The organism is Yersinia alsatica (genome assembly GCF_902170305.1).
GTDB classification, from domain to species: domain Bacteria; phylum Pseudomonadota; class Gammaproteobacteria; order Enterobacterales; family Enterobacteriaceae; genus Yersinia; species Yersinia alsatica.
In genome coordinates this window covers 15,461-36,469 of sequence record NZ_CABHWW010000014.1, presented here as the reverse complement: position 1 = coordinate 36,469, position 21,009 = coordinate 15,461, and the positions used below count along the sequence as shown (strand labels likewise).

Sequence of the window (21,009 nt, the reverse complement as noted above, 5' to 3'; positions counted from 1 at the left end):
GATTTATCATGGCTGAAGTCATTTTCAATAAATTAGGCAAAGTTTACTCCAACGGTTTCCGCGCGGTTCATGGCATTGATTTGAAGATCCATGATGGCGAATTTATGGTGATTGTTGGCCCATCTGGCTGTGCTAAATCCACTACCCTGCGCATGTTGGCAGGCTTGGAAACCATCAGTGATGGCGAAGTACGAATTGGTGATCGGGTGGTCAATAACCTGGCGCCGAAATCTCGTGGTATCGCCATGGTGTTCCAAAACTATGCGTTATATCCGCATATGACAGTGAAAGAAAATCTGGCGTTTGGCTTGAAGTTAAGCAAGCTGCCAAAAGACCAAATTGAAGCACAAGTTGCTGAAGCGGCAAAGATTTTGGAATTAGAAGACCTGCTGGATCGCTTACCACGTCAGTTGTCCGGTGGTCAGGCACAGCGTGTTGCGGTTGGTCGTGCCATTGTTAAAAAGCCAGATGTCTTTTTGTTCGATGAGCCGTTATCAAACCTAGATGCCAAACTGCGCGCATCAATGCGTATCCGTATCTCAGATTTGCATAAGCAACTGAAGAAAAGCGGCAAAGCAGCAACTACCGTTTACGTCACCCACGACCAAACCGAAGCAATGACCATGGGTGACCGTATCTGTGTGATGAAACTGGGCCACATTATGCAAGTGGATACTCCAGATAATCTCTATCACTACCCTACCAATATGTTTGTTGCCGGTTTTATCGGCGCGCCGGAGATGAATATCAAACCGAGCACGCTGGTAGAAAAAGACGGGCAAATTGGCCTGACCGTCGGCCAATACACCCTGGTCTTAAATGAAAAACAGCAGGCTAAAGTTGCCGCCCACGCCGGAGAAAAAGTGTTCTTCGGCGTACGTCCTGAATTCGTCAGCATGTCTATGCAGCCGTTTGCCGAAAATCACTCACAAGGTGAATTGGTACGAATGGAGAACATGGGCCATGAATTCTTCATGTATATCAAGGTTGACGACTTTGAATTGACCTGCCGCTTACCGTCTGACGAAGCACGGCCAATTATCGAAAATGGCCTGCATCGCACCGTGTATTTCCAGTTTGATATGGATAAATGCCATATCTTTGATGCAAAAACAGAAAAAAATATCTCTCTTTAACAGGAGCAGTACCTAATGAAAAAAGCGATCCTACATACGCTAATAGCATCCACTCTGGCGTTATTGTCACACCAAGCTTTTGCAGCACAGGATGAAGTCAATTTACGTATGTCATGGTGGGGGGGTAATGGCCGTCACCAGGTAACATTGAAAGCGATCGAAGAATTCCACAAACAACATCCGAATATTAATGTTAAATCGGAGTATACCGGCTGGGATGGTCACTTATCTCGTCTGACGACACAGATTGCAGGTGGTACTGAGCCAGATGTTATGCAGACTAACTGGAACTGGTTGCCTATTTTCTCTAAAGACGGCACTGGCTTCTACAATCTGTTTAACGTAAAAGAACAATTAGATTTGGCACAATTTGATCCAAAAGAACTGCAACAGACCACAGTTAATGGCAAGTTGAATGGTATTCCAATTTCTGTGACTGCGCGTGTTTTCTATTTCAATGATGCGACTTGGGCTAAAGCAGGTTTAGAATATCCTAAGACATGGGATGAATTACTTGCTGCGGGTAAAGTGTTTAAAGAAAAACTGGGTGACCAATATTATCCAGTGGTATTAGAGCACCAGGATACATTAGCGTTAATCCGCTCTTATATGACCCAAAAATACAATATCCCTACCATTGATGAAGCAGGTAAGAAATTTGCCTACACACCAGAACAGTGGGTTGAGTTCTTTACCATGTATAAAACCATGGTAGATAGTCATGTTATGCCATCCACCAAATACTATGCCTCATTCGGCAAAAGTAATATGTATGAAATGAAGCCGTGGATTAATGGTGAGTGGGCCGGCACTTATATGTGGAACTCCACTATAACTAAGTATTCCGATAACTTGACCAAACCTGCAAAATTGGATCTTGGCCCTTACCCAATGCTGCCAGATGCGAAAGATGCCGGCTTATTCTTTAAACCAGCACAGATGCTTTCAATTGGTAAAACAACCAAGCATCCAAAAGAAAGTGCGATGTTAATCAACTTCTTATTAAACAGCAAAGAAGGGGTTGAAGCATTAGGTCTGGAGCGCGGCGTGCCATTAAGTGCGGCTGCTGTGACCCAGTTACGTGCTAGTGGTGTAATTAAAGATGAAGATCCTTCTGTGGCTGGCTTGAATATGGCGCTGGAATTGCCACATAAAATGACAACTTCACCATACTTTGATGACCCGCAAATTGTTTCTCTGTTCGGTGACGCCATTCAATATATTGATTATGGCCAGAAGACCGTACAAGAAACTGCAGAATACTTTAATAAACAAGGTGACCGTATTCTGAAACGCGCAATGCGTTAATTAATTAGTTTAATTTAACTTAAGCTTCTAATAAACCCTGCCATTAATTTGGCGGGGTTATTTCGTTTTATAAACAAAGATAATAACGACCAATTAGACCGACATCACAATTTAATATTTGTTTAAAAAATTAATCATCAACAAAGATCTGGATCACATAATTATTTATAAATACAAATAGAATGTACATCCACAACAAATGAAACGTTGTTTCTTTATTCGTGAAATTGTTTTTCAATCGTATGTTGATTCTTTATAAATTTGTTAATGACTGTTGCTTTAAATAACCATAACCCTGGGATTATATAAAAAATGAAATTTAAATTACTGACTCTGGCAGTGGCATCTGTAATTAGCTTTAGTTCTGTGGCAACAACAATTGATTACCGACATGAAATGAAAGACACCAGTAAATCAGATCATAAAGACCGTTTACTGATCTCCAATCGCTTTGCTAATGGTTTTGGTTTGTCTTTGGAAGGGAAATGGGGCCAGCATAGTTCCGACACAACTCCGAATAAACCATTCAACGAGCATGTTAGTAATGGTACTGAAGTGGTTGCCAGCTATGTTTACCAATTCAATAAAACATTCTCACTGGAACCTGGTTTCTCATTAGAGTCAACTTCAGACTCTAACAACTACCGCCCTTACCTGCGTGGTAAAGTCGCCTTTACTGATGATTTCTCAACCTCACTGCGTTATCGCCCATATTACAAACGTAACCAGCCAGCTCAAACCAAACAAACAGAGAAGGGCCACGAGTTCACCATGCTGTTTGCCTATAACTTCTTGAAAGACTATTCAGCTGAATATGAATTGAACTACAAGAAATCTGAAGACGAAATTCTGGCAAATAAAGAGAAAGAAGAGTGGAGCCATGACCTGAAGGTCGCTTACAAGTGGGATAAAAACTGGAAGCCTTATGTTGCAATCGGCAACGTGGCAGGTAGCAAAACCACTGACGAGCGTCAAACTCGTTATCGTGTAGGTGTGCAGTACAGCTTCTAATTTTGGCCTTGTAAATAGACGTGTCGTTATAAGTACCCTCATCATTATTTGTTAAATTATGCCCATACCCGTATTACTTTGGGGAAAAGTTGACTCCCGGTCGCTTTTCCCCTTTTTTAAGCCGCGTAATCAGGGCCCCAATATCCAGTCAATCACCTCGCGCCTCGTCCCCTACATTTCCCCCGCAGCACAGATATCACACAGCTGAATACCAAAGCGGAATTTACCTCTCTCAGCCAGAGAAAAATGAGACATTTAGTTACAGCGTAACGGCTATCTAAAGCGAGATAAATCTCATATACTGGATATATCAACAGCTACAGATTCGGAATTCAAGTATGACAGGGGAAGGACACCTTATTTTTTCTGTCGCCTGCGTTATTTTTGCCAAAAAAGTCGGTCTTACCCCTGAACTGGCACATGGCGACTGGTGGCATATTATACCTGGCGCCCTGCTAACTTCCCTGCTGCCAGATATTGATCATCCAAAGTCTATCTTAGGTCAGCGGCTGAAGTGGATCTCAACCCCTATTGCTCGCGCATTTGGTCATCGCGGCTTTACCCATAGTCTGTTGGCGGTGATTGGTGGTATTGCCCTTTTCCAAATGGATATTTCACGGGATTGGATTGTTCCCCCAGATGTATTTCACGCCATGATTATTGGCTATTTTAGTCATCTATTAGCCGACATGATAACGCCCGCCGGAGTCCCCCTCCTCTGGCCTTGCCGTTGGCGTTTTTCTATCCCTATCTTGCGGCCCCAGAAAGGCAATCAATTGGAGCGAGTATTATGTGTGCTATTAGTTTGTTTTTCCGTCTATTGGCAGACTGACACGACAATTCCGCTGCTATCCTATATGGAGCAATTGAAAAACTTTAGACTGTGATCACACTTTAATGAGCAAACTATAACCAATCTGAATACATTCTATACAAATCATGGCAAAAATTTATAAACAATTCTTTTTGGATATAAGTGAGCCATGGGGTAACTGCTACCATACACGGCTAATGACATAATTGACTGTATCTGGCTCTGTTCTATAAAAAATAGAAATAGAGTGCGTAGCCAGTATTTAAAATAATAATTTGGAGATTTGGGGATGAACCTACCGCTTGTGATTAACGTGCTGGTATTTGTGGCACTGCTATTACTGTTGGCACAAACCCGGCATAAGCAATGGAGTCTGGCTAAAAAAGTTTTGGTTGGCCTGGGGCTAGGTGTGCTGTTTGGTCTGGGGTTGCAATGGGTTTATGGTGCAGATAATCCAGTACTGAAAGAATCTATCACTTGGTTTAATATTGTCGGCAATGGCTATGTACAGTTGCTGCAAATGATTGTTATGCCGCTGGTATTTGCCTCTATCTTAAGTGCCGTGTCTAAACTGCATAATGCTTCGTCACTGGGTAAAATCAGTGTTCTGACTATCGGCACTTTATTGTTTACCACATTAATTGCGGCATTGGTCGGGGTACTGGTTACCAATCTGTTTGGCTTAACTGCTGAAGGTTTAGTACAAGGCACACAAGAATCAGCGCGATTGAGTGCGATAGAGAGTAATTATCTTGGCAAAGTGACTGACCTGTCAGTACCTCAGTTGATTCTGTCCTTCATTCCGAAAAACCCATTTGCCGATTTAACCGGTGCTAGCCCAACATCAATCATCAGTGTGGTTATTTTTGCTACCTTCCTTGGTGTGGCGTCGCTGCAATTGCTAAAAGATGATGTGGCGAAAGGCCAACGTGTTCAGGTTGCTATTGATACCCTCCAAGCTTGGGTGATGAAGCTCGTGCGTCTGGTCATGAAACTGACCCCTTATGGGGTGTTGGCATTGATGACCAAAGTCGTTGCTGGCTCTAATATTCAAGACATCATTAAGTTGGGTAGTTTTGTTGTTGCATCCTATCTGGGCCTGGCCATTATGTTTGTGGTGCATGCGCTGTTGCTGTCTTTCACCGGTATCAATCCACTGAGATTCTTCCGTAAAGTATGGCCAGTGCTGACTTTTGCATTCACCAGCCGTTCCAGCGCAGCCAGCATTCCGTTGAATGTGGAAGCACAAACTCGTCGTTTAGGTGTGCCCGAGTCTATTGCCAGTTTCTCCGCCTCCTTTGGTGCGACTATCGGCCAGAATGGTTGCGCTGGGCTCTACCCTGCAATGCTGGCCGTCATGGTGGCACCGACTGTTGGCATTAACCCACTGGACCCAATATGGATTGCGACACTGGTCGGGATTGTCACTATCAGCTCAGCCGGTGTTGCCGGTGTGGGCGGCGGCGCGACCTTCGCCGCACTGATTGTCTTACCTGCGATGGGCTTACCCGTCACATTGGTTGCGCTGCTTATCTCAGTTGAGCCATTGATTGATATGGGCCGTACCGCATTGAATGTCAGCGGTTCAATGACTGCTGGTACTGTTACCAGCCAGTTAATGAAACAAACAGATAAAGAAATTCTTAATAGTGATGATGATGGCGATTTAGCCCATCAATAAGTATTGATATATTGAGTAGTGATAACCCGAGCAAGCCCGTCAGAAGTGACGGGCTTTTTTATTTCTAGCGACATCCATCTTGCAGTTTCAAGTACAGCGAACATCCCCAAAGTCATTGGAGCTACAGGTAGACGGCAATTGAACAAGTCCGATGAGCTTACTTATGTACGAGTGAAAGCAGCCAACCCCCCTGTAGCGTCAAGTACGCAGGGGACGATATTTCTCCACTAGCGCGAGTGCAATAGCTTCCGTCTCTACATCAGGTACGCCACTGAAATCTTGCGCTCTGAAATGCATCTGAAAAGCCTTAATGACTTGCTTCGTTTCATCATCCAGCTCACCACTTTGGGGGATTTGGTAACCATAGCGAGCTAGCGCCTGCTGAATAACACTGACTGAAGCCATATCTCGCTTATTGCGACCATCGATATACTTTGTGACCGTTGCGTCATCTGGCCACGCACCAATACCAAGCAGTGCCAAACGCTGCCAAGGGAATAGCGGACCGGGATCGGATTTTCTTAGAGGGGCAATATCGCTATGAGCAACAACATCAGTTGGGTCAATATTATAACGTTCAACAATGTCCTTGGTTAGCCGCTCAATCAGTTTAATCTGTGATTCGTTGTAAGGGTACCACTCCCTACCCAACATCTTCTCAGTGAAGCCCTTATTAACGATTTCAATACCTATCGAGGTATCATTCAGGCTACTACGCCCGTGCCAATAGCTAACACCGGCATGCCAGGCGCGCTGAGACTCGGGAACCAATTGCAAAACAACAGGTTTACCATCAAGAGTGTCAGGATGTGTTTTTACCAGATAATGGGCGCTGACCTGTCCTTGCGTCAGTACCTTCAATGATTCAGCATCATCTATCGCGGTATAATGAAGTACCAAGAACCGTACTCGTTCATTTTGGGCAATCGAAGGCATACTGGTATCAACCTTATAATCACCCCGATCGATCAATTTATGCTGATTGTCACGTTGGGAACTACTACAACCGGCTAGCAGCAGTAATATCCCGGCGCTTAATAACTTCCTCATCATATTTCTCCCTATAATATGCTTAAGCACGGTTATAGTGACCCAGCAGAACTAAATGAACTATAAACAATGTTTCTAAATAATAACTATTAAGATTTGAGAAGACTTATACACTGAGTGCCTTGACGTTGCCGTCATGAGGTATGATTGTCAATAAAAACGGCCCCTGATTATAGGAGCCGCTTGGGATGGAAAGGAATAAATAGTTATAATTAACAGCTGATTACAAATATCCAATAATTATACAGTATTTACCCTAATTAGAAATTTCCTCAGAAAGGATAATCGCGATAACCCATCTGTTCTGAAATATTGCGCGCTGCACGATGTAAAGATTTCACAATATCGCTCTTACTGTCTTCAGAAAAACGCAATGTTGGATATGAAATACTTAACCCGGCAATCACCACGCCGAAGCGGTCAAAAACAGGGACAGCGATACAACGCAGACCTTCTTCTTGTTCTTCAACATCTTCGCCGAAACCTTGTTCACGAACTTTATCCAGCACTGGCAACAATTCTGCGGCACTGCCCAAAGTATGTTTGGTACTGCGGGTAAACTCGATGTGAGACAAGATTTCTTCTACTTCACCACGGTCACGCCATGCCAGCAGCACTTTACCAATGGCCGTACTGTGCAGTGGATTACGACGCCCAATGCGAGAATGCATCCGCAGGTTATACATAGAGTCAATTTTATGTATATAAACGATGCTGTCTTCATCCAAAGCACCCAAGTGAATAGTTTCACGAGTTTCATTGGATAATTCACGCATTTGTATATCAGCGCTACGAATCAAATCGACATTTTGTAGTGCTTTAGCTCCCAACTCGAATAACTTCAACGTTAAGGAGTATTTCTCTGATTCGCCTTCCTGTGCTACATAGCCCAAGGATTTCATGGTCTGAAGGAAGCGGTATACTGTACTCTTAGGCATCATTACACGTTGAGAAAGTTCGGTAATACCAATTTCCCGTTCTTCGCCCAATGCTTGTAAGATGCCAAAAACTTTCAGAACCGACGAAACAGAGTCGGGCTGTTTATCTAGATCTGCAATAGCCATTGTTTGGTTACCCTACTCAGTTTTCTGTGTTTCATAAAACAATATGTTTTAAAAAAAATAGAACAGTGGTTTTATTATAAAGGGAAGTCGCGAGACTGTGCAATAAACCAATGTGAATAATCGGATAAAAGCCTTGCAGACAGCAAATTAGCCTCTTTCCATGAAAGAGGCTAGTGCAAAATTCAACTATTTCCAGACCGACTCAGGCAATGTGGCCAAATATAATGCCGGCTTACCGTGAACGTCAGATGTAAACAGCACTTGTTTATCATCAGGCGTAAAGGAAGGATGCGGATGTGTTACTTGGCGATCGCCTTCGAATACTTTCCATGAAGTGTCGTGGCGAGCAATACGATGCTGAGTGCCATTTTTCATGTTGAAAACATAGAGGAAAGGATCGTTTTCGATCTTATAGCCGCTATCATCTTGGACATCTACTGGTGCATCAGAACCATCACCAACCATCAGAGTGCCATCATAGTTACTCATGAGATGAGAACAGGCTGGCATTGAGGTCAGTTGGCGGTTTTCCAGTGTTTCTGGATCTGCACTGTAAATAAAACGGTCCGGGCTGCCTTTCATGTAAGAGACATACACCAAGGCTGAACCATCTGGTACCCAGAATTCATGGGTGCAGCTTTCGCCTGCGGCGTGGGTTTTCACCTTACGCATATTGCTGCCGTCTTCATTGATTAACCACATACGTGCGTCAACCAAGTCGTGTGGACCTTCATGGCAGAACGCTACTGTATTGTCATCATATGGGCGATAAATTGGATGACCAAGCCACTGATTTTCTTGCAGAATTACCGCTGACTCACCTGTTTTTAAATCAACACGCATCAGTCGGCAGCAGGGTTTCGTGAAATAGAACTCGTGGAATTTTTTCCAGTCAGTCAGCGGTTGCCAATCTTCACGCTTAATCTCAATACCCACTAACTTGGTACAATCTGAGTTTGCTACCCAAGTACCATAACCAACCCACTCTTCCGGCACTTGATAAACCACGTTCTCTGCCAAAGAGGCCAGATCAACGCGCATCAGGTTGCGACCATCCTTCACATAAAACAGCGCATCGTCATCCGGTGATAAGAAACCACCAAAAGTATTGTCGCCACGCCCTTCTGTCAGTTGTGTTGCCACCCGAGTATTGAGATCCAGCAGGTAATAGTTCCACGGGCCATCAAAAGCGCCGCCAAACAACAGTTTGCTGCCATCACGGGTGAAACATTTTTGATAGAAATAGTTACGGTGGCAAGTCACATCAGGAGGCGTCAGACGTGTCACTTGTGCACCGGTAGAGGCATCCTGATAAGTATGAAATGTCAGGGGGATTTGTTTACCTTTGGCCATCCGGAAAGTCCTTAAAATCATCAGAGAATTAAAATTTGCCCGCAGGGGAACCTGTTCGGCTAATACTATCTCACATTATAGAAACGATGTTTCATTTTTCCGTGATCGTGGTTCTGTTTTTACTGATTTACACAAATTACTGTCCTTATCAGGCTGTTAATCTTGCTTTGATAGCAACTTATGTACTCTTTTTTGAAAAAAATTGTCTTTTACAAATAACCCTGCTGGTAGGGATGCATTCAAGCACAATAATCGTTAGCATAGAAAAATTCCCCTACCTTATTATTTTTACAGATAAAACCTATGAACCCATCAGCAACAGATGGAATGCCGGTTCCTCAGCGCTATGCTGCAATACTGGTTATCGCTTTAGGTATTACGATAGCCGTGCTGGACGGCACTATTGCTAACGTCGCGCTACCGACCATTGCCCGTGACCTGAATGCCAGCCCCGCCACATCTATCTGGGTGGTAAATGCCTACCAGTTGGCCATTACCGTATCACTGCTTTCTATGGCTTCACTGGGTGACATCATTGGTTATCGGCGGGTATATCAGGCCGGTCTATTGGTATTTAGTATCACATCACTGTTTTGTGCCCTGTCGGACTCTCTCTGGACACTGACATTTGCCCGAGTGCTGCAAGGGCTTGGTGCTGCGGCACTGATGAGTGTTAATACTGCATTGATTCGCATTATTTATCCGCGGGCACAGTTGGGCCGAGGTATCGGTATAAACTCACTGATCGTGGCGGTTTCTGCCGCGGCTGGCCCCACCATTGCCTCCGCCATATTATCGGTTGCATCCTGGCAATGGCTGTTTGCGGTTAACGTTCCCATCGGGTTAGCGGCATGGGGGCTGGGTATGAAGTACTTACCTGCCAATAACATGAAAAGTAATGGCAATCGCTTTGATATGACCAGTTGCATAATGAATGCACTGACATTTGGCCTACTGATCACCGCTATCAGCGGTTTTGCCCAAGGAGAAAGCCCAACACTGATTGCTGCCGAAGTCATCGCATTACTGCTTATTGGCTTCTTCTTTGTGCGTCGCCAACTTAGCCAGCCCTTCCCTTTACTTCCGGTTGATTTGCTGCGCATTCCCATTTTCGCACTATCAATCGGCACATCAATTTGCTCTTTCGCCGCACAAATGCTGGCAATGGTTTCACTGCCATTTTTCTTACAAAGCGTATTGGGGCGTGATGAAGTCGCCACCGGACTGCTGCTAACACCATGGCCACTGGCCACTATGGTTGTCGCGCCTATCGCTGGGCGCTTGGTTGAACGCTACCATGCTGGATTACTGGGTGGGATTGGTCTGGCGGTCTTTGCCAGTGGTTTATTCCTGTTGGCAATATTACCGGCTGACCCTAGTGATATCGATATCATCTGGCGGATGGTGTTGTGTGGAGCTGGCTTTGGTCTGTTCCAGTCGCCTAATAACCACACTATTATTTCCGCAGCCCCTCAGCAGCGCAGCGGTGGTGCCAGCGGGATGTTAGGGACGGCAAGACTATTGGGGCAAACAACTGGCGCGGCATTGGTTGCGCTGATGTTTAATATGTTTTCAACCGGTGGAACTCATGCTTCGCTGGTTCTGGCTGGATGTTTTGCCAGTATCGCGGCATTGGTCAGTTTATTGCGCGTAAGCCAAAAACGGAGCTAAGCTTATTGTCATGCTAAAACCCCCGCCGATGTGAGGGTTTTATTTATCTTTATATATTATTACTATAATAAATTCCCTAGTTATTATCCTGCCAAGTAATACTCGCCAGAATATTATTTTTCGCGACAGATATTTATTTAAATAAGTTGTTTATCATTTATTTTGCATGATTTTTAATATCTTGCCAAAGCTAATTGTTTTTCTGCCAATCTTAACCATACCTTCTTCAGGTAAATAACTGAATTTGACATACAGAATGGGGCCACTTTCTTTTTGTTTTGCATCTAATTGATGGAGTGCATCATTCAAGCCTTTAAGGTCACTTGGAATACCTGCTGCATCGGTAAGAATAGTGCCGAAAGGTAAAAATTTTTGTGCCTGTTCAACTGAGGCGATTAAAATATCATTAAGTGGGAATAAACCGCTAAAGCGCTGCCTGACCACGTAGGGGGAGATACCCATGTAAATATCAGGTAAATCAGCGATATGGTTTTCAATCCCACTGGTTTCATTGTTAAGCAGGAACTCCGCAACTTCAACGGCGGTTCCTACCAACACCAGCGGCTTAGTCCCAGCCCCTTTCTCAGAAAAGAGATATTCATTATTGGAATCTTTGACTGCTTTTTTCAATTCGCCGCGGTCAACAATCAGGCTGAAATACTTCCCTTGCTTAATTTCTGGCGTGGGCTCTCGCCACATATCAGCGGTAGCAAACTGAGGTATACAGCTGCCAATTACCCCCATAAATAACAATAATGATGATGACGTAATTTTCTTCATAATTAATCCATATAAAATAATGTAAATTATTAAGTCATAGCAAGATTAGCGCCATCGACTAAATAGTATTGAAGCTGATAGCTTGGCACTTTTCATTCAATAAATAACTCATGCTTCAACCTTAATTAACGCATGATTATATTATTTATAGTGCTATAGAATTAGCTTAATAAAGTAGATTTGATTAAAGGTCACGTTCAATTTCATGATAGCCATATGAAATAGTATTCATACTGTTTTCTGTTACTCATTCCTTATTTTTAATGACTAATAAGTGTGGCAATAGTGACTTTGGCGCGAGCTAAAGAGAGGAGATAACTTCTGAGGTATCAGGCCAATGGCCCTGTTTCTTGGTGGGGTGTGCCTTATATAACATTCGCGGAGAGTCTCTTGCGACACTCTCCGCGAGTTTTAAAACCAACTTTAATGTTCCGCTGCTATGCTGGTTATTTCAGATATTGACCAGAACGCAGCGCTTCAATACGTTTATCCAGCGGCGGATGCGACATGAACAACTCGCTGAATGATTTAGATTTACCGTTAATGCAAAAAGCCATCATGCTGCCAGCTTCCTGTGGCTCATAGCTGGTTTTCAAGCGCTGCAATGCGGCAATCATCTTCTCACGCCCTACCAGCCTTGCTGAACCGGCATCGGCATGGAACTCACGGTGACGCGAGAACCACATGGTAATGATACTGGCAAGAATACCGAACACTAACTCCAATACCATTGATACGGCAAAATAAACCATCGGGTTGCCGGAACTACTGCCCTCATTGTCGCGGTCGCCAGACAAGAAGCCAGCAGCAACTTGCGCAATCAGGCGCGAAATGAAGATGACAAATGTATTCACAATCCCTTGAATCAAGGTCATGGTGACCATATCACCATTAGCCACATGACTAATTTCATGGGCAATAACCGCTTCAGCCTCATCACGGCTCATATTTTGCAAAAGGCCAGTACTGACGGCGACCAGTGAAGCATCACGGCGAGCCCCTGTGGCAAAGGCATTAATATCCGGGGCCTGATAGATAGCCACTTGTGGCATGGCAATGCCAGCCTGCTGAGACTGGCGACGCACAGTCTCCAGCAACCAACGTTCAGTTTCATTACGTGGCTGTTCGATAACTTCACCACCTACTGAACGCAAAGCCATCCATTTGGACATCAGCAACGAAACGAATGCGCCGCCGAAACCAAACAGACCGGCCATGATCATCAGCCCCTGCACACTGCTGGACTGAATACCTGTCAGGCTAAGCACCAACCCGAACACCAACATAACGGCTAGGTTGGTGAGAAGGAACAGAGCGATACGCATCATAAAAATTTATTTCCTTATTGTGTTAATTGGCGATTGTACTAAATCGACACTGCATTAAGTCAAAATAGGTATTAAGTCATAATTGCTATAAAACTGAATGATGACTTAGCCAAATTACTGCTGAGATATGCTGATCGTATGGGCATCTGATAAATTTTCAAGGCTTGTTAAGTTCTAAGAGAGTAAATCAACATAACTTTACAAATTTGGATACTTTTCATTACATATTCTGCTATTTTTTCGCCAATTCATTAGCTTCGCTATAAAAAAAGCAAAAAAAATCCGGGCTCAATAGAACCCGGATTATTAATATCAGCCGCAATTATTTTGCAGTTGTTGCCGCCGCTGTTGCGGGTTGAGGCTCAACTTGTGGCTGTGCTTTTTCTTTATGGGCTAAATCCAATGCAATATGCACGGTTTCATCCAGATAAGGGTCCGGCTCCTGATAGTCTTTTGGCAAATCTTCCAATGACTTCAGTGGCTTTTTACCTTCACGTTTGAAGCGCTCATTTAAGCGATTCAGGCGTGTGGCATCATCATCATGGTTCTCTTTCTCGCGCTGAGCGTAATTAAGAGAGACAATGTTTTTCTTATCTTTCAGTGCCTTATAGCGTTCAATATCTTGCTGAATATGTTGGAACTCAGGATCAGCAGCGATACGCGCCGCATGAATTTTAAGTAACTCTGGCTCCAACGGTTTCAGATCACCCGTCTTGGTATAGCTGGCAGCATTGATGCTGTCCCACGGCAAGGCATTGTCTTCGAAGCTTTCACCCGTTTCCGCCGGATCAACACCTGTTGGCATCACGATATCCGGAGTAACACCTTTGCGCTGAGTACTGCCGCCATCTACCCGGTAGAATTTCTGGATAGTGTATTGCAGTGAACCCAAGGCCGGCCATTCAGGGCGCAGCATCTGATCGTAAATACGATTCAGTGAACGATACTGTTGCACTGTACCTTTACCAAAGGTCGGCTCACCGACAATCAGTGCACGACCATAATCCTGCATTGCCGCAGCAAAGATTTCGGAAGCAGAGGCACTGTAGCGGTCAACCAATACCACCAGCGGGCCTTTGTAGTACACCACGCCGTCAGTATCACTGTCTTCGCGTACTTTGCCATTGTTATCCCGAACCTGGACCACTGGACCACTCGGAATAAACAGACCAGACAGAGAGACGGCTTCTGTCAGTGCGCCACCGCCATTGCTACGCAAGTCGATGATAATGCTGCTGACATTTTGTTTTTCCAGCTTCTGTAGTTGCACCTTAACGTCTTCAGTCAGGCCAACATAGAAACCCGGAATATCCAATACCCCGACACGCTCTTTGCCGATAGTTTTCACCGACATTTTCACTGCACGGTCTTCTAAACGAATACGTTCGCGAGTTAGTGTCACAGTGCGAGGTTTCGTCCCTTTACCCGCAGGTAAAATCTCCAAACGCACTTTACTGCCCTTCGGCCCTTTGATTAGCGCGACGACATCGTCAAGACGCCAGCCAATCACATCGACCATCGGTTTACCCGTTTGACCAACGCCGATCACCCGATCACCTACCGCGATAGTTTTACTTTTCGCCGCTGGGCCGCCTGGAACCATAGAGTTGATTAACGTGTAATCATCATCCATTTGCAGGACTGCGCCGATACCTTCCAGAGACAAGCTCATCTCGGTATTGAACTGTTCAGTATTGCGTGGTGAGAGGTAATTGGTATGGGGGTCGATTTCGTGAGCAAACGCATTCATGATCAACTGGAAGACGTCTTCGCTATTACTTTGCGTCAAACGCTTAATGGCTGCCTGATAGCGTTTCGTCAGCGTTTCTTTGATCTCTTTATCCGTTTTACCGGTCAATTTCAAATTAAGCTGATCGTATTTAACTTTAGCGTCCCAAAGCTTATTCAGCTCGGCTTCGCTGGTCGGCCACGGGGCTTTGCTGCGATCAATATCAATGGTGTCATTACCGGTAAAGACCATTGGCCGATCCAACACTGACAATGCATATTGATAGCGTTCAAAACGACGTTTTTGCGCCAAATTGAACAACGCATACGGCGTATCTAGCTGACCTGATTTTAACTCATCGTCCAGCGAATGTTTTTTATCCGCGAACTGTGCCACATCTGATGCCAACAACACGTTATGGCTGTAATCCAGCATGTTGAGGAAGCGATCAAATATCTTGGCTGAAAACTGATCGTCCAATGCAAATTGACGATAGTGAGAGCGAGTGAAGCGCGATGTTACGCGCTCACTCACGGTTGCATGCTCTGGTTCCTGGTGCAGTTGAGGAAGTTGATCGATGCGATAAGTTGTATCGGCCGCGTAACTCGCCCCCGCCAGTAACAAGCCTGCGATTGCTGTTAGTCTGACAAAATTGTTCATGCCTAGGTTGGCCTCCGTATCAGAACTGCAAGTGTTCTGCGCGCACAATCATCGCCAGACCGGAAGATAGCTGCACCCGTACGCCATCTTTAGCGATTTCTAATACGGTTGCGTCCATCGCACTCTTACCTGCTCTGACTTTGATTTCTTGACCAATTTGCAGTTTAGAGATATCTGTGACCGGCACAGGGCGTGGCTGGTTTTCCTCAGCCTGTGGACGAGGTGGCCGAGCTTGTTGCGGGCGAGGTGACTGACGAGGCTTGCGGTTTTCCACAGGGGCACCCGCTTCACGACGCGGCGCAGGTTTTTTACCTGCCGGACGTGGGCGACGTGGCTCTGGGGTTTCACCCGCAGCAATGGCAGCTTCGCGCTTTTTAGCTTGTTGTTCAGCACGTTGTGCTTGAACACGGGCTTTCGCCTCTTCCAGCTGTTTGCGGGCATGTTCGACATGTTGCTCTTCCAGCACACCACAAGGGTTGCCATCCAAATCAACACGTTCAGCACCGACTTTGACCCCATAAAGATAACGCCAGCTTGAGGTGTAGAGACGCAGCGCAGAACGCAATTGCGTTTTGCTTAAATTCTCTTCCCCCTGAACACGTTCGACCAGATCTTGAAAAATACCGATCTTCAGTGGACGTGCTTCGCCCTCGGCGGTGAAGCAAAGCGGGAACCGCTCAGCCAAAAAGGCTATGACTTCTTTACTACTGTTCAACTTAGGTTGATTTTCCATGAAATTTCCTGATTACAACGGGTTTGCCAACCAGCGCAGGCATGAACAGGCGTCATTATAATGACGCCATCAGCAATTGCCACGTTATCCGTATATCAACTTGCAGTCTGTGTGACATATTTTGAACTGTCACATAGCTCCAGATGCTCGCAAAGCCCCGCCACGACTGAGGTTAAGCCCAATTCGTCGTCTTCATCAAAGCGATCATAAACTATGCTGTCGATATCCAAAACGCCGATAACTTTCCCCTGAACTGTGATTGGCAGCACAATTTCAGCATTACTGGCGGCGTCGCAGGCGATATGACCGGGGAATGCATGCACATCACCGACTCGCTGAACGCGGTTTTCTGCGACCGCAGTTCCACATACGCCTTTCCCGACCGGAATACGCACGCAGGCGATTTTCCCCTGAAAAGGCCCCAACACCAGTTGCTTGCCATCAAGCAAGTAAAATCCAGCCCAATTTAAACCATCAAGGCGTTCATAAAGTAAGGCGCTGGCATTAGCCAATGTAGCGATGAAATTGGTTTCACCGGCAATCAGGGCACTCAAATCACGTTTTAATTCCGCGTAGAATTCTGCTTTTTTCATGTAATGACCGTTAGAAACCTAAGAATAGCCAGAGGCAATAGTTATGCGTAGCTTATATAAAATAATCATTAAATGCTCTTGGCTACAAGGTTATTCCGCGCTAATGAAGCAAAAGAGTTATCAACATTGTCAGTTTGACCCTTTTTGCCCCTTGTTTTGAGTGATTGCTCTGCTACCATCCGCGCTATTATTTATAAACCGGTGTCGGTGTCAGGGTTTTACATAATGAAGATACATGCCATTCAACGCCCTTTATCCACGGCACGAGTTCAACGCTGCTGCCAGTGTGATGCGTTATTTAGTTTGCCGCCCCTCAATGGCCAGCAAACCGCGTATTGCCCACGTTGCAGTGCGAAAATTACCAGCGGGCGCGATTGGTCTCTAACTCGGCTGACCGCAATAGCTGTCGCCATGCTGTTACTGATGCCATTCGCTTTTACCGAGCCGCTGATTACTATCCGCCTACTTGGTACGCGCATTGATGCCAGTTTGCTGGAAGGGATCTGGCAAATGAGTCGCCAGGGTGACCCTATAACTGCCAGCATGGTGGCATTCTGTATTCTGGGTGCGCCCATTACACTAACCGTCTCTATTCTCTACCTGCGCATCGGCAGCCGGATTGGCATGAATCTGCGCCCAATATTGCTGATGCTGGAGCGCTTAAAAGAGTGGGTCATGCTGGATATCTATCTTATCGGCATGGTAGTGGCCTGTATAAAAGTCAAAGAATATGCCGATGTCATGCCGGGTACTGGATTGATCGCATACCTGACACTCACCTTGCTCAGCATCTTGGCGCTGGTGCACCTGAATTTGGAGCAGTTGTGGGAGCGGTTTTATCCGCAAGAACAGACTCCCGGCCCAAGAGAAACACTGCGAGTTTGTCTGTCTTGCCAATATACCGGGCATCCTGATGCTTTGGGGCGCTGCCCGCGTTGCCATACCCCATTGCGCCACCGCCGGCGTCATAGCATCCAAAAAACCTGGGCGGCGCTAATCGCCTCTATTATATTGTTGCTTCCCGCCAACTTACTGCCGATATCAATTGTTTATGCCAACGGCACGCGCATGGAGGATACTATTTTCTCTGGTGTGGTCTCCTTGGCTTCCTCGGGTAATTTACCAATAGCCGCCGTAGTATTTATCGCCAGCGTGTTGGTGCCATTTACTAAAGTCATTGTCTTGATAACATTGCTGCTCAGTATCCATCTAAAGACCCAGCACAGTCTGAAAACCCGCATGCGGTTGCTGCGGTTGATTACCTGGATTGGCCGTTGGTCGATGCTGGACCTCTTTGTTATTGCGCTAATGATGTCGCTGATTAATCGTGATCAGCTCCTTTCTTTCACTATGGGGCCAGCAGCCTTCTATTTTGGGTCTGCGGTTATTTTGACTATCCTTGCTGTTGAATGGCTGGATAGCCGATTGATTTGGGATGCACATGCAACAGGAAACGCCGAGTACACCGACTGAGGCACAAATTAAACATAAACGCCGGATATCGCCTTTCTGGTTGCTGCCTTTTATCGCCCTGCTGATTGCCGGGTGGCTGGTTTATAACAATTGGCAAGAGCGCGGCACCGAGGTGACGATTGATTTTCAATCTGCCGCCGGGATTGTCGCTGGGCGAACGCCGATTCGTTATCAAGGTGTTGAAGTCGGGATGGTGCAATCCATCAGTCTGGATGATGACCTGCGCAATATTAAAGTTGTCGCCAGTATCAAAAATGATATGGAAGACTCACTGCGTGAAGGCACTCAGTTCTGGTTAGTGACCCCCAAAGCCTCATTAGCCGGGGTTTCCGGGCTGGATGCATTGGTCGGAGGCAACTATATCGGCATGATGCCGGGCGAAGGCAAACCTCAGAACCACTTTACCGCGCTGGATACCCAGCCCAAATTTCGCATGAATACCGGCGAATTAATGATTCATTTACATGCGCCGGATCTGGGTTCCCTGAATAACGGCTCACTGGTTTATTACCGTAAAATCCCGGTGGGGAAAGTCTATGATTACAATATTGCGCCTGATAATAACGGCGTAGTTATTGACGTGTTGATTGACCGACGCTTTGCCAAACTGGTTAAAAATGATACCCGCTTCTGGAATGTCTCTGGTTTCAAAGGTGATTTCAGCCTGAGTGGCGCGTCGGTGCAAATGGAAAGCCTGGCCGCATTGGTTAACGGCGCGATTGCTTTTGATTCACCACCCAACAGTCAAAATGCAAAGCCAGACCAGCCTTTCCAGCTCTATTCTGATCTGGCACATAGCCAGCGTGGCGTGGCGATCACCTTGGACCTTCCTAATGGAAATAACCTGAGTGAAGGCCGTACTCCACTGATTTATCAAGGGTTACAAGTAGGTACCCTGACTAAAATGACACTCCAGCCGGACAGTAAAGTGACTGGCGAGCTCACCATTGATCCGTCAGTGGTCGATTTAATGCGCGCCGGTACCCGCATTGAAATGAATAGCCCACGAATTAGTCTTAATAATGCCAACCTGAGTGAGCTTTTGACTGGCAATACATTGGAGCTCATCCCCGGCGAAGGTGAACCGCAACAGCGTTTTACCGTCCTGCCCAGCAGCAAAAGTCTGTTACAGCAACCCAATGTGCTGGAAGTGCAATTAACCGCGCCACAAAGCTATGGTATTGATGTCGGCCAGCCTATCTCATTGCATGGCGTGAAGATTGGTCAGGTATTAACCCGCGAGCTATCCGCCAATGGCGTAAACTTCACTGCGGCAATTGAAGCGAAATACCGGGATTTAGTGCACAAAGACAGCAAGTTCGTGGTGAATAGCCGCATTGACGTCAAACTCGGTATTGACGGAATTGAAGTGCAAGGTGCCAGTGCGCAAGAGTGGGTTGATGGCGGCATTCTGATTCTACCGGGCAGTAAAGGTGAACCGCTGGGTAAATATCCGTTATATAGCAGTGTGGAAAAAGCCACTGACGGAATTTTAGGTAACGGCCCAGCCACCACATTAACACTCACCGCCAGCAGCTTGCCTGATGTCCAAGCGGGCTCCGTGGTGTTGTATCGCAAGTTTCAGGTTGGTGAAATTACCCGCGTCAGGCCGAAAGCCAATGAGTTTGAGGTGGATGTTTATATCCAGCCAGAATACCGCAACCTGCTCACTGATAAGAGTATCTTCTGGGCCGAAGGGGGGGCGAAAGTACAGTTGAACGGCAGTGGTCTGACTGTGCAAGCCTCGCCACTCAATCGGGCACTAAAAGGGGCTATCAGCTTTGATAACCTTGAAGGGGTTACGCTAGATAAAGGGGCCAAACGAACACTTTATGGCAATGAAACCGCCGCTCGCGCTGTAGGTAGCCAGATTATCTTGCGCACTTTTGATGCCAGCAAACTGGCAACAGGCATGCCAATTCGCTATCTGGGTATCAATATTGGTCAAGTTGAATCTCTCAAATTGGCACCAGAGCGCAATGAAGTGTTAGCCAAAGCCGTGCTCTATCCTGAATATGTGCAGAGTTTTGCCCGGGCAGGAACTCGCTTCTCTATTGTTTCACCGGAGATTTCTGCCGCGGGGGTGAACAACCTCGATACGCTGTTCCAGCCCTACATTAATGTAGAGCCGGGTAAAGGCGGGATAGTGCGCAGCTTTGAGCTACAAACCGCGACGATTACCGACTCTCGTTATCTTGATGGCCTGAGCATTATTCTTGACACTGCGGAAGCTGGATCATTACAAGTTGGCACGCCGGTGCTGTTCCGTGGGCTTGAGGTCGGTACTGTCACTGGATTCAATCTGGGAGCCATGTCTGACCGGGTGCAAGTCTCGCTCCGTATCAGTCAGAAATTCCAGCAATTAGTCCGGCAGAATACAGTGTTCTGGCTGGCATCGGGCTATAATCTCGAATTCGGTCTGACTGGCGGCGTAGTGAAAAGCGGCACCTTCCAGCAATTTATTCGTGGCGGTATTGCTTTTGCTACCCCACCGACCACCCCACTGGCCCCGAAAGCCAATATAAATCAGCATTTCTTACTGAATGCCGAAGAGCCGAAAGACTGGCGTAACTGGGGCACCGCAATACCGCGCTTCTAGTTAATACTGATCCTCAGGGTGACTCG

The 21,009-nt window shown here is 46.0% G+C and carries 16 protein-coding genes; 8 read left to right on the top strand and 8 right to left on the bottom strand.

The features are described from left to right. The first annotated feature begins 8 nt into the window (after nucleotides 1-8). The 5 genes from FTA96_RS09620 (at nucleotide 9) to FTA96_RS09600 (ending at nucleotide 5,950) form a co-directional block, all read left to right on the top strand. Nucleotides 9-1,136, top strand: a complete 1,128-nt coding sequence (locus FTA96_RS09620; RefSeq protein ID WP_050109612.1) for an ABC transporter ATP-binding protein — start codon at nucleotides 9-11, stop codon at nucleotides 1,134-1,136. A 15-nt stretch (nucleotides 1,137-1,151) separates the two neighbouring features. Further along, a complete protein-coding gene (locus FTA96_RS09615; RefSeq protein ID WP_050109613.1) occupies nucleotides 1,152-2,444 on the top strand; it encodes an ABC transporter substrate-binding protein in 1,293 nt (430 codons plus the stop codon). A gap of 312 nt (nucleotides 2,445-2,756) precedes the next feature. Next, nucleotides 2,757-3,455: an oligogalacturonate-specific porin KdgM family protein gene (locus FTA96_RS09610; protein ID WP_050109614.1), complete on the top strand. Its 699-nt coding sequence runs from the start codon at nucleotides 2,757-2,759 to the stop codon at nucleotides 3,453-3,455. Between the two features lie 338 nt (nucleotides 3,456-3,793). Next, complete coding sequence (locus FTA96_RS09605) at nucleotides 3,794-4,342, top strand: metal-dependent hydrolase (RefSeq protein WP_050109615.1); 549 nt, start codon at nucleotides 3,794-3,796, stop codon at nucleotides 4,340-4,342. Nucleotides 4,343-4,558: 216 nt separating this feature from the next. Beyond that, nucleotides 4,559-5,950 (top strand): L-cystine transporter, encoded by a 1,392-nt coding sequence (locus FTA96_RS09600; RefSeq protein ID WP_050109616.1) that lies wholly within the window; start codon nucleotides 4,559-4,561, stop codon nucleotides 5,948-5,950. 198 nt (nucleotides 5,951-6,148) lie between these two features. Here FTA96_RS09600 and FTA96_RS09595 read toward each other — a convergent pair whose 3' ends face one another. The 3 genes from FTA96_RS09595 to ogl form a co-directional block, all read right to left on the bottom strand. Then, nucleotides 6,149-7,000: an N-acetylmuramoyl-L-alanine amidase gene (locus tag FTA96_RS09595; protein ID WP_050134573.1), complete on the bottom strand. Its 852-nt coding sequence runs from the start codon at nucleotides 6,998-7,000 to the stop codon at nucleotides 6,149-6,151. Between the two features lie 272 nt (nucleotides 7,001-7,272). Continuing rightward, complete coding sequence (gene kdgR / locus FTA96_RS09590) at nucleotides 7,273-8,064, bottom strand: DNA-binding transcriptional regulator KdgR (protein WP_050109618.1); 792 nt, start codon at nucleotides 8,062-8,064, stop codon at nucleotides 7,273-7,275. A 186-nt stretch (nucleotides 8,065-8,250) separates the two neighbouring features. Further along, nucleotides 8,251-9,417, bottom strand: coding sequence for an oligogalacturonate lyase (ogl, locus tag FTA96_RS09585; protein WP_050121228.1), 1,167 nt, complete (start codon nucleotides 9,415-9,417; stop codon nucleotides 8,251-8,253). Between the two features lie 303 nt (nucleotides 9,418-9,720). On the opposite strand from ogl, the gene FTA96_RS09580 reads away from it, so the two are divergent. Then, on the top strand, nucleotides 9,721-11,088 hold the full coding sequence (locus FTA96_RS09580) for an MFS transporter (RefSeq protein ID WP_145573707.1): 1,368 nt from the start codon (nucleotides 9,721-9,723) through the stop codon (nucleotides 11,086-11,088). Nucleotides 11,089-11,241: 153 nt separating this feature from the next. On the opposite strand, the gene FTA96_RS09575 is transcribed toward FTA96_RS09580, so the two are convergent. From FTA96_RS09575 to FTA96_RS09555, 5 genes are all read right to left on the bottom strand, one after another. Then, nucleotides 11,242-11,832 carry a hypothetical protein gene (locus tag FTA96_RS09575; RefSeq protein ID WP_145573784.1) on the bottom strand — a complete coding sequence of 197 codons (591 nt, stop codon included), beginning with the start codon at nucleotides 11,830-11,832 and terminating at the stop codon, nucleotides 11,242-11,244. A 482-nt stretch (nucleotides 11,833-12,314) separates the two neighbouring features. Continuing rightward, the gene (gene htpX / locus FTA96_RS09570) at nucleotides 12,315-13,196 is read right to left on the bottom strand and encodes a protease HtpX (RefSeq protein ID WP_050097497.1); all 882 of its coding nucleotides are present in this window, start codon (nucleotides 13,194-13,196) and stop codon (nucleotides 12,315-12,317) included. A 322-nt stretch (nucleotides 13,197-13,518) separates the two neighbouring features. After that, nucleotides 13,519-15,585, bottom strand: coding sequence for a carboxy terminal-processing peptidase (gene prc, locus FTA96_RS09565; protein ID WP_050109622.1), 2,067 nt, complete (start codon nucleotides 15,583-15,585; stop codon nucleotides 13,519-13,521). 19 nt (nucleotides 15,586-15,604) lie between these two features. Then, nucleotides 15,605-16,318 (bottom strand): RNA chaperone ProQ, encoded by a 714-nt coding sequence (gene proQ, locus FTA96_RS09560; RefSeq protein WP_004706516.1) that lies wholly within the window; start codon nucleotides 16,316-16,318, stop codon nucleotides 15,605-15,607. Between the two features lie 95 nt (nucleotides 16,319-16,413). Beyond that, nucleotides 16,414-16,911: a GAF domain-containing protein gene (locus tag FTA96_RS09555; protein ID WP_050109623.1), complete on the bottom strand. Its 498-nt coding sequence runs from the start codon at nucleotides 16,909-16,911 to the stop codon at nucleotides 16,414-16,416. A gap of 225 nt (nucleotides 16,912-17,136) precedes the next feature. Here FTA96_RS09555 and yebS point away from each other — a divergent pair, with 225 nt between their 5' ends. Continuing rightward, nucleotides 17,137-18,384, top strand: a complete 1,248-nt coding sequence (gene yebS, locus FTA96_RS09550) for a membrane integrity lipid transport subunit YebS (RefSeq protein WP_050146252.1) — start codon at nucleotides 17,137-17,139, stop codon at nucleotides 18,382-18,384. Beyond that, a complete protein-coding gene (locus FTA96_RS09545; protein WP_050121223.1) occupies nucleotides 18,353-20,983 on the top strand; it encodes a PqiB family protein in 2,631 nt (876 codons plus the stop codon). The genes yebS and FTA96_RS09545 overlap by 32 nt, the downstream gene beginning before the upstream one ends. Nucleotides 20,984-21,009 lie beyond the last annotated feature (26 nt).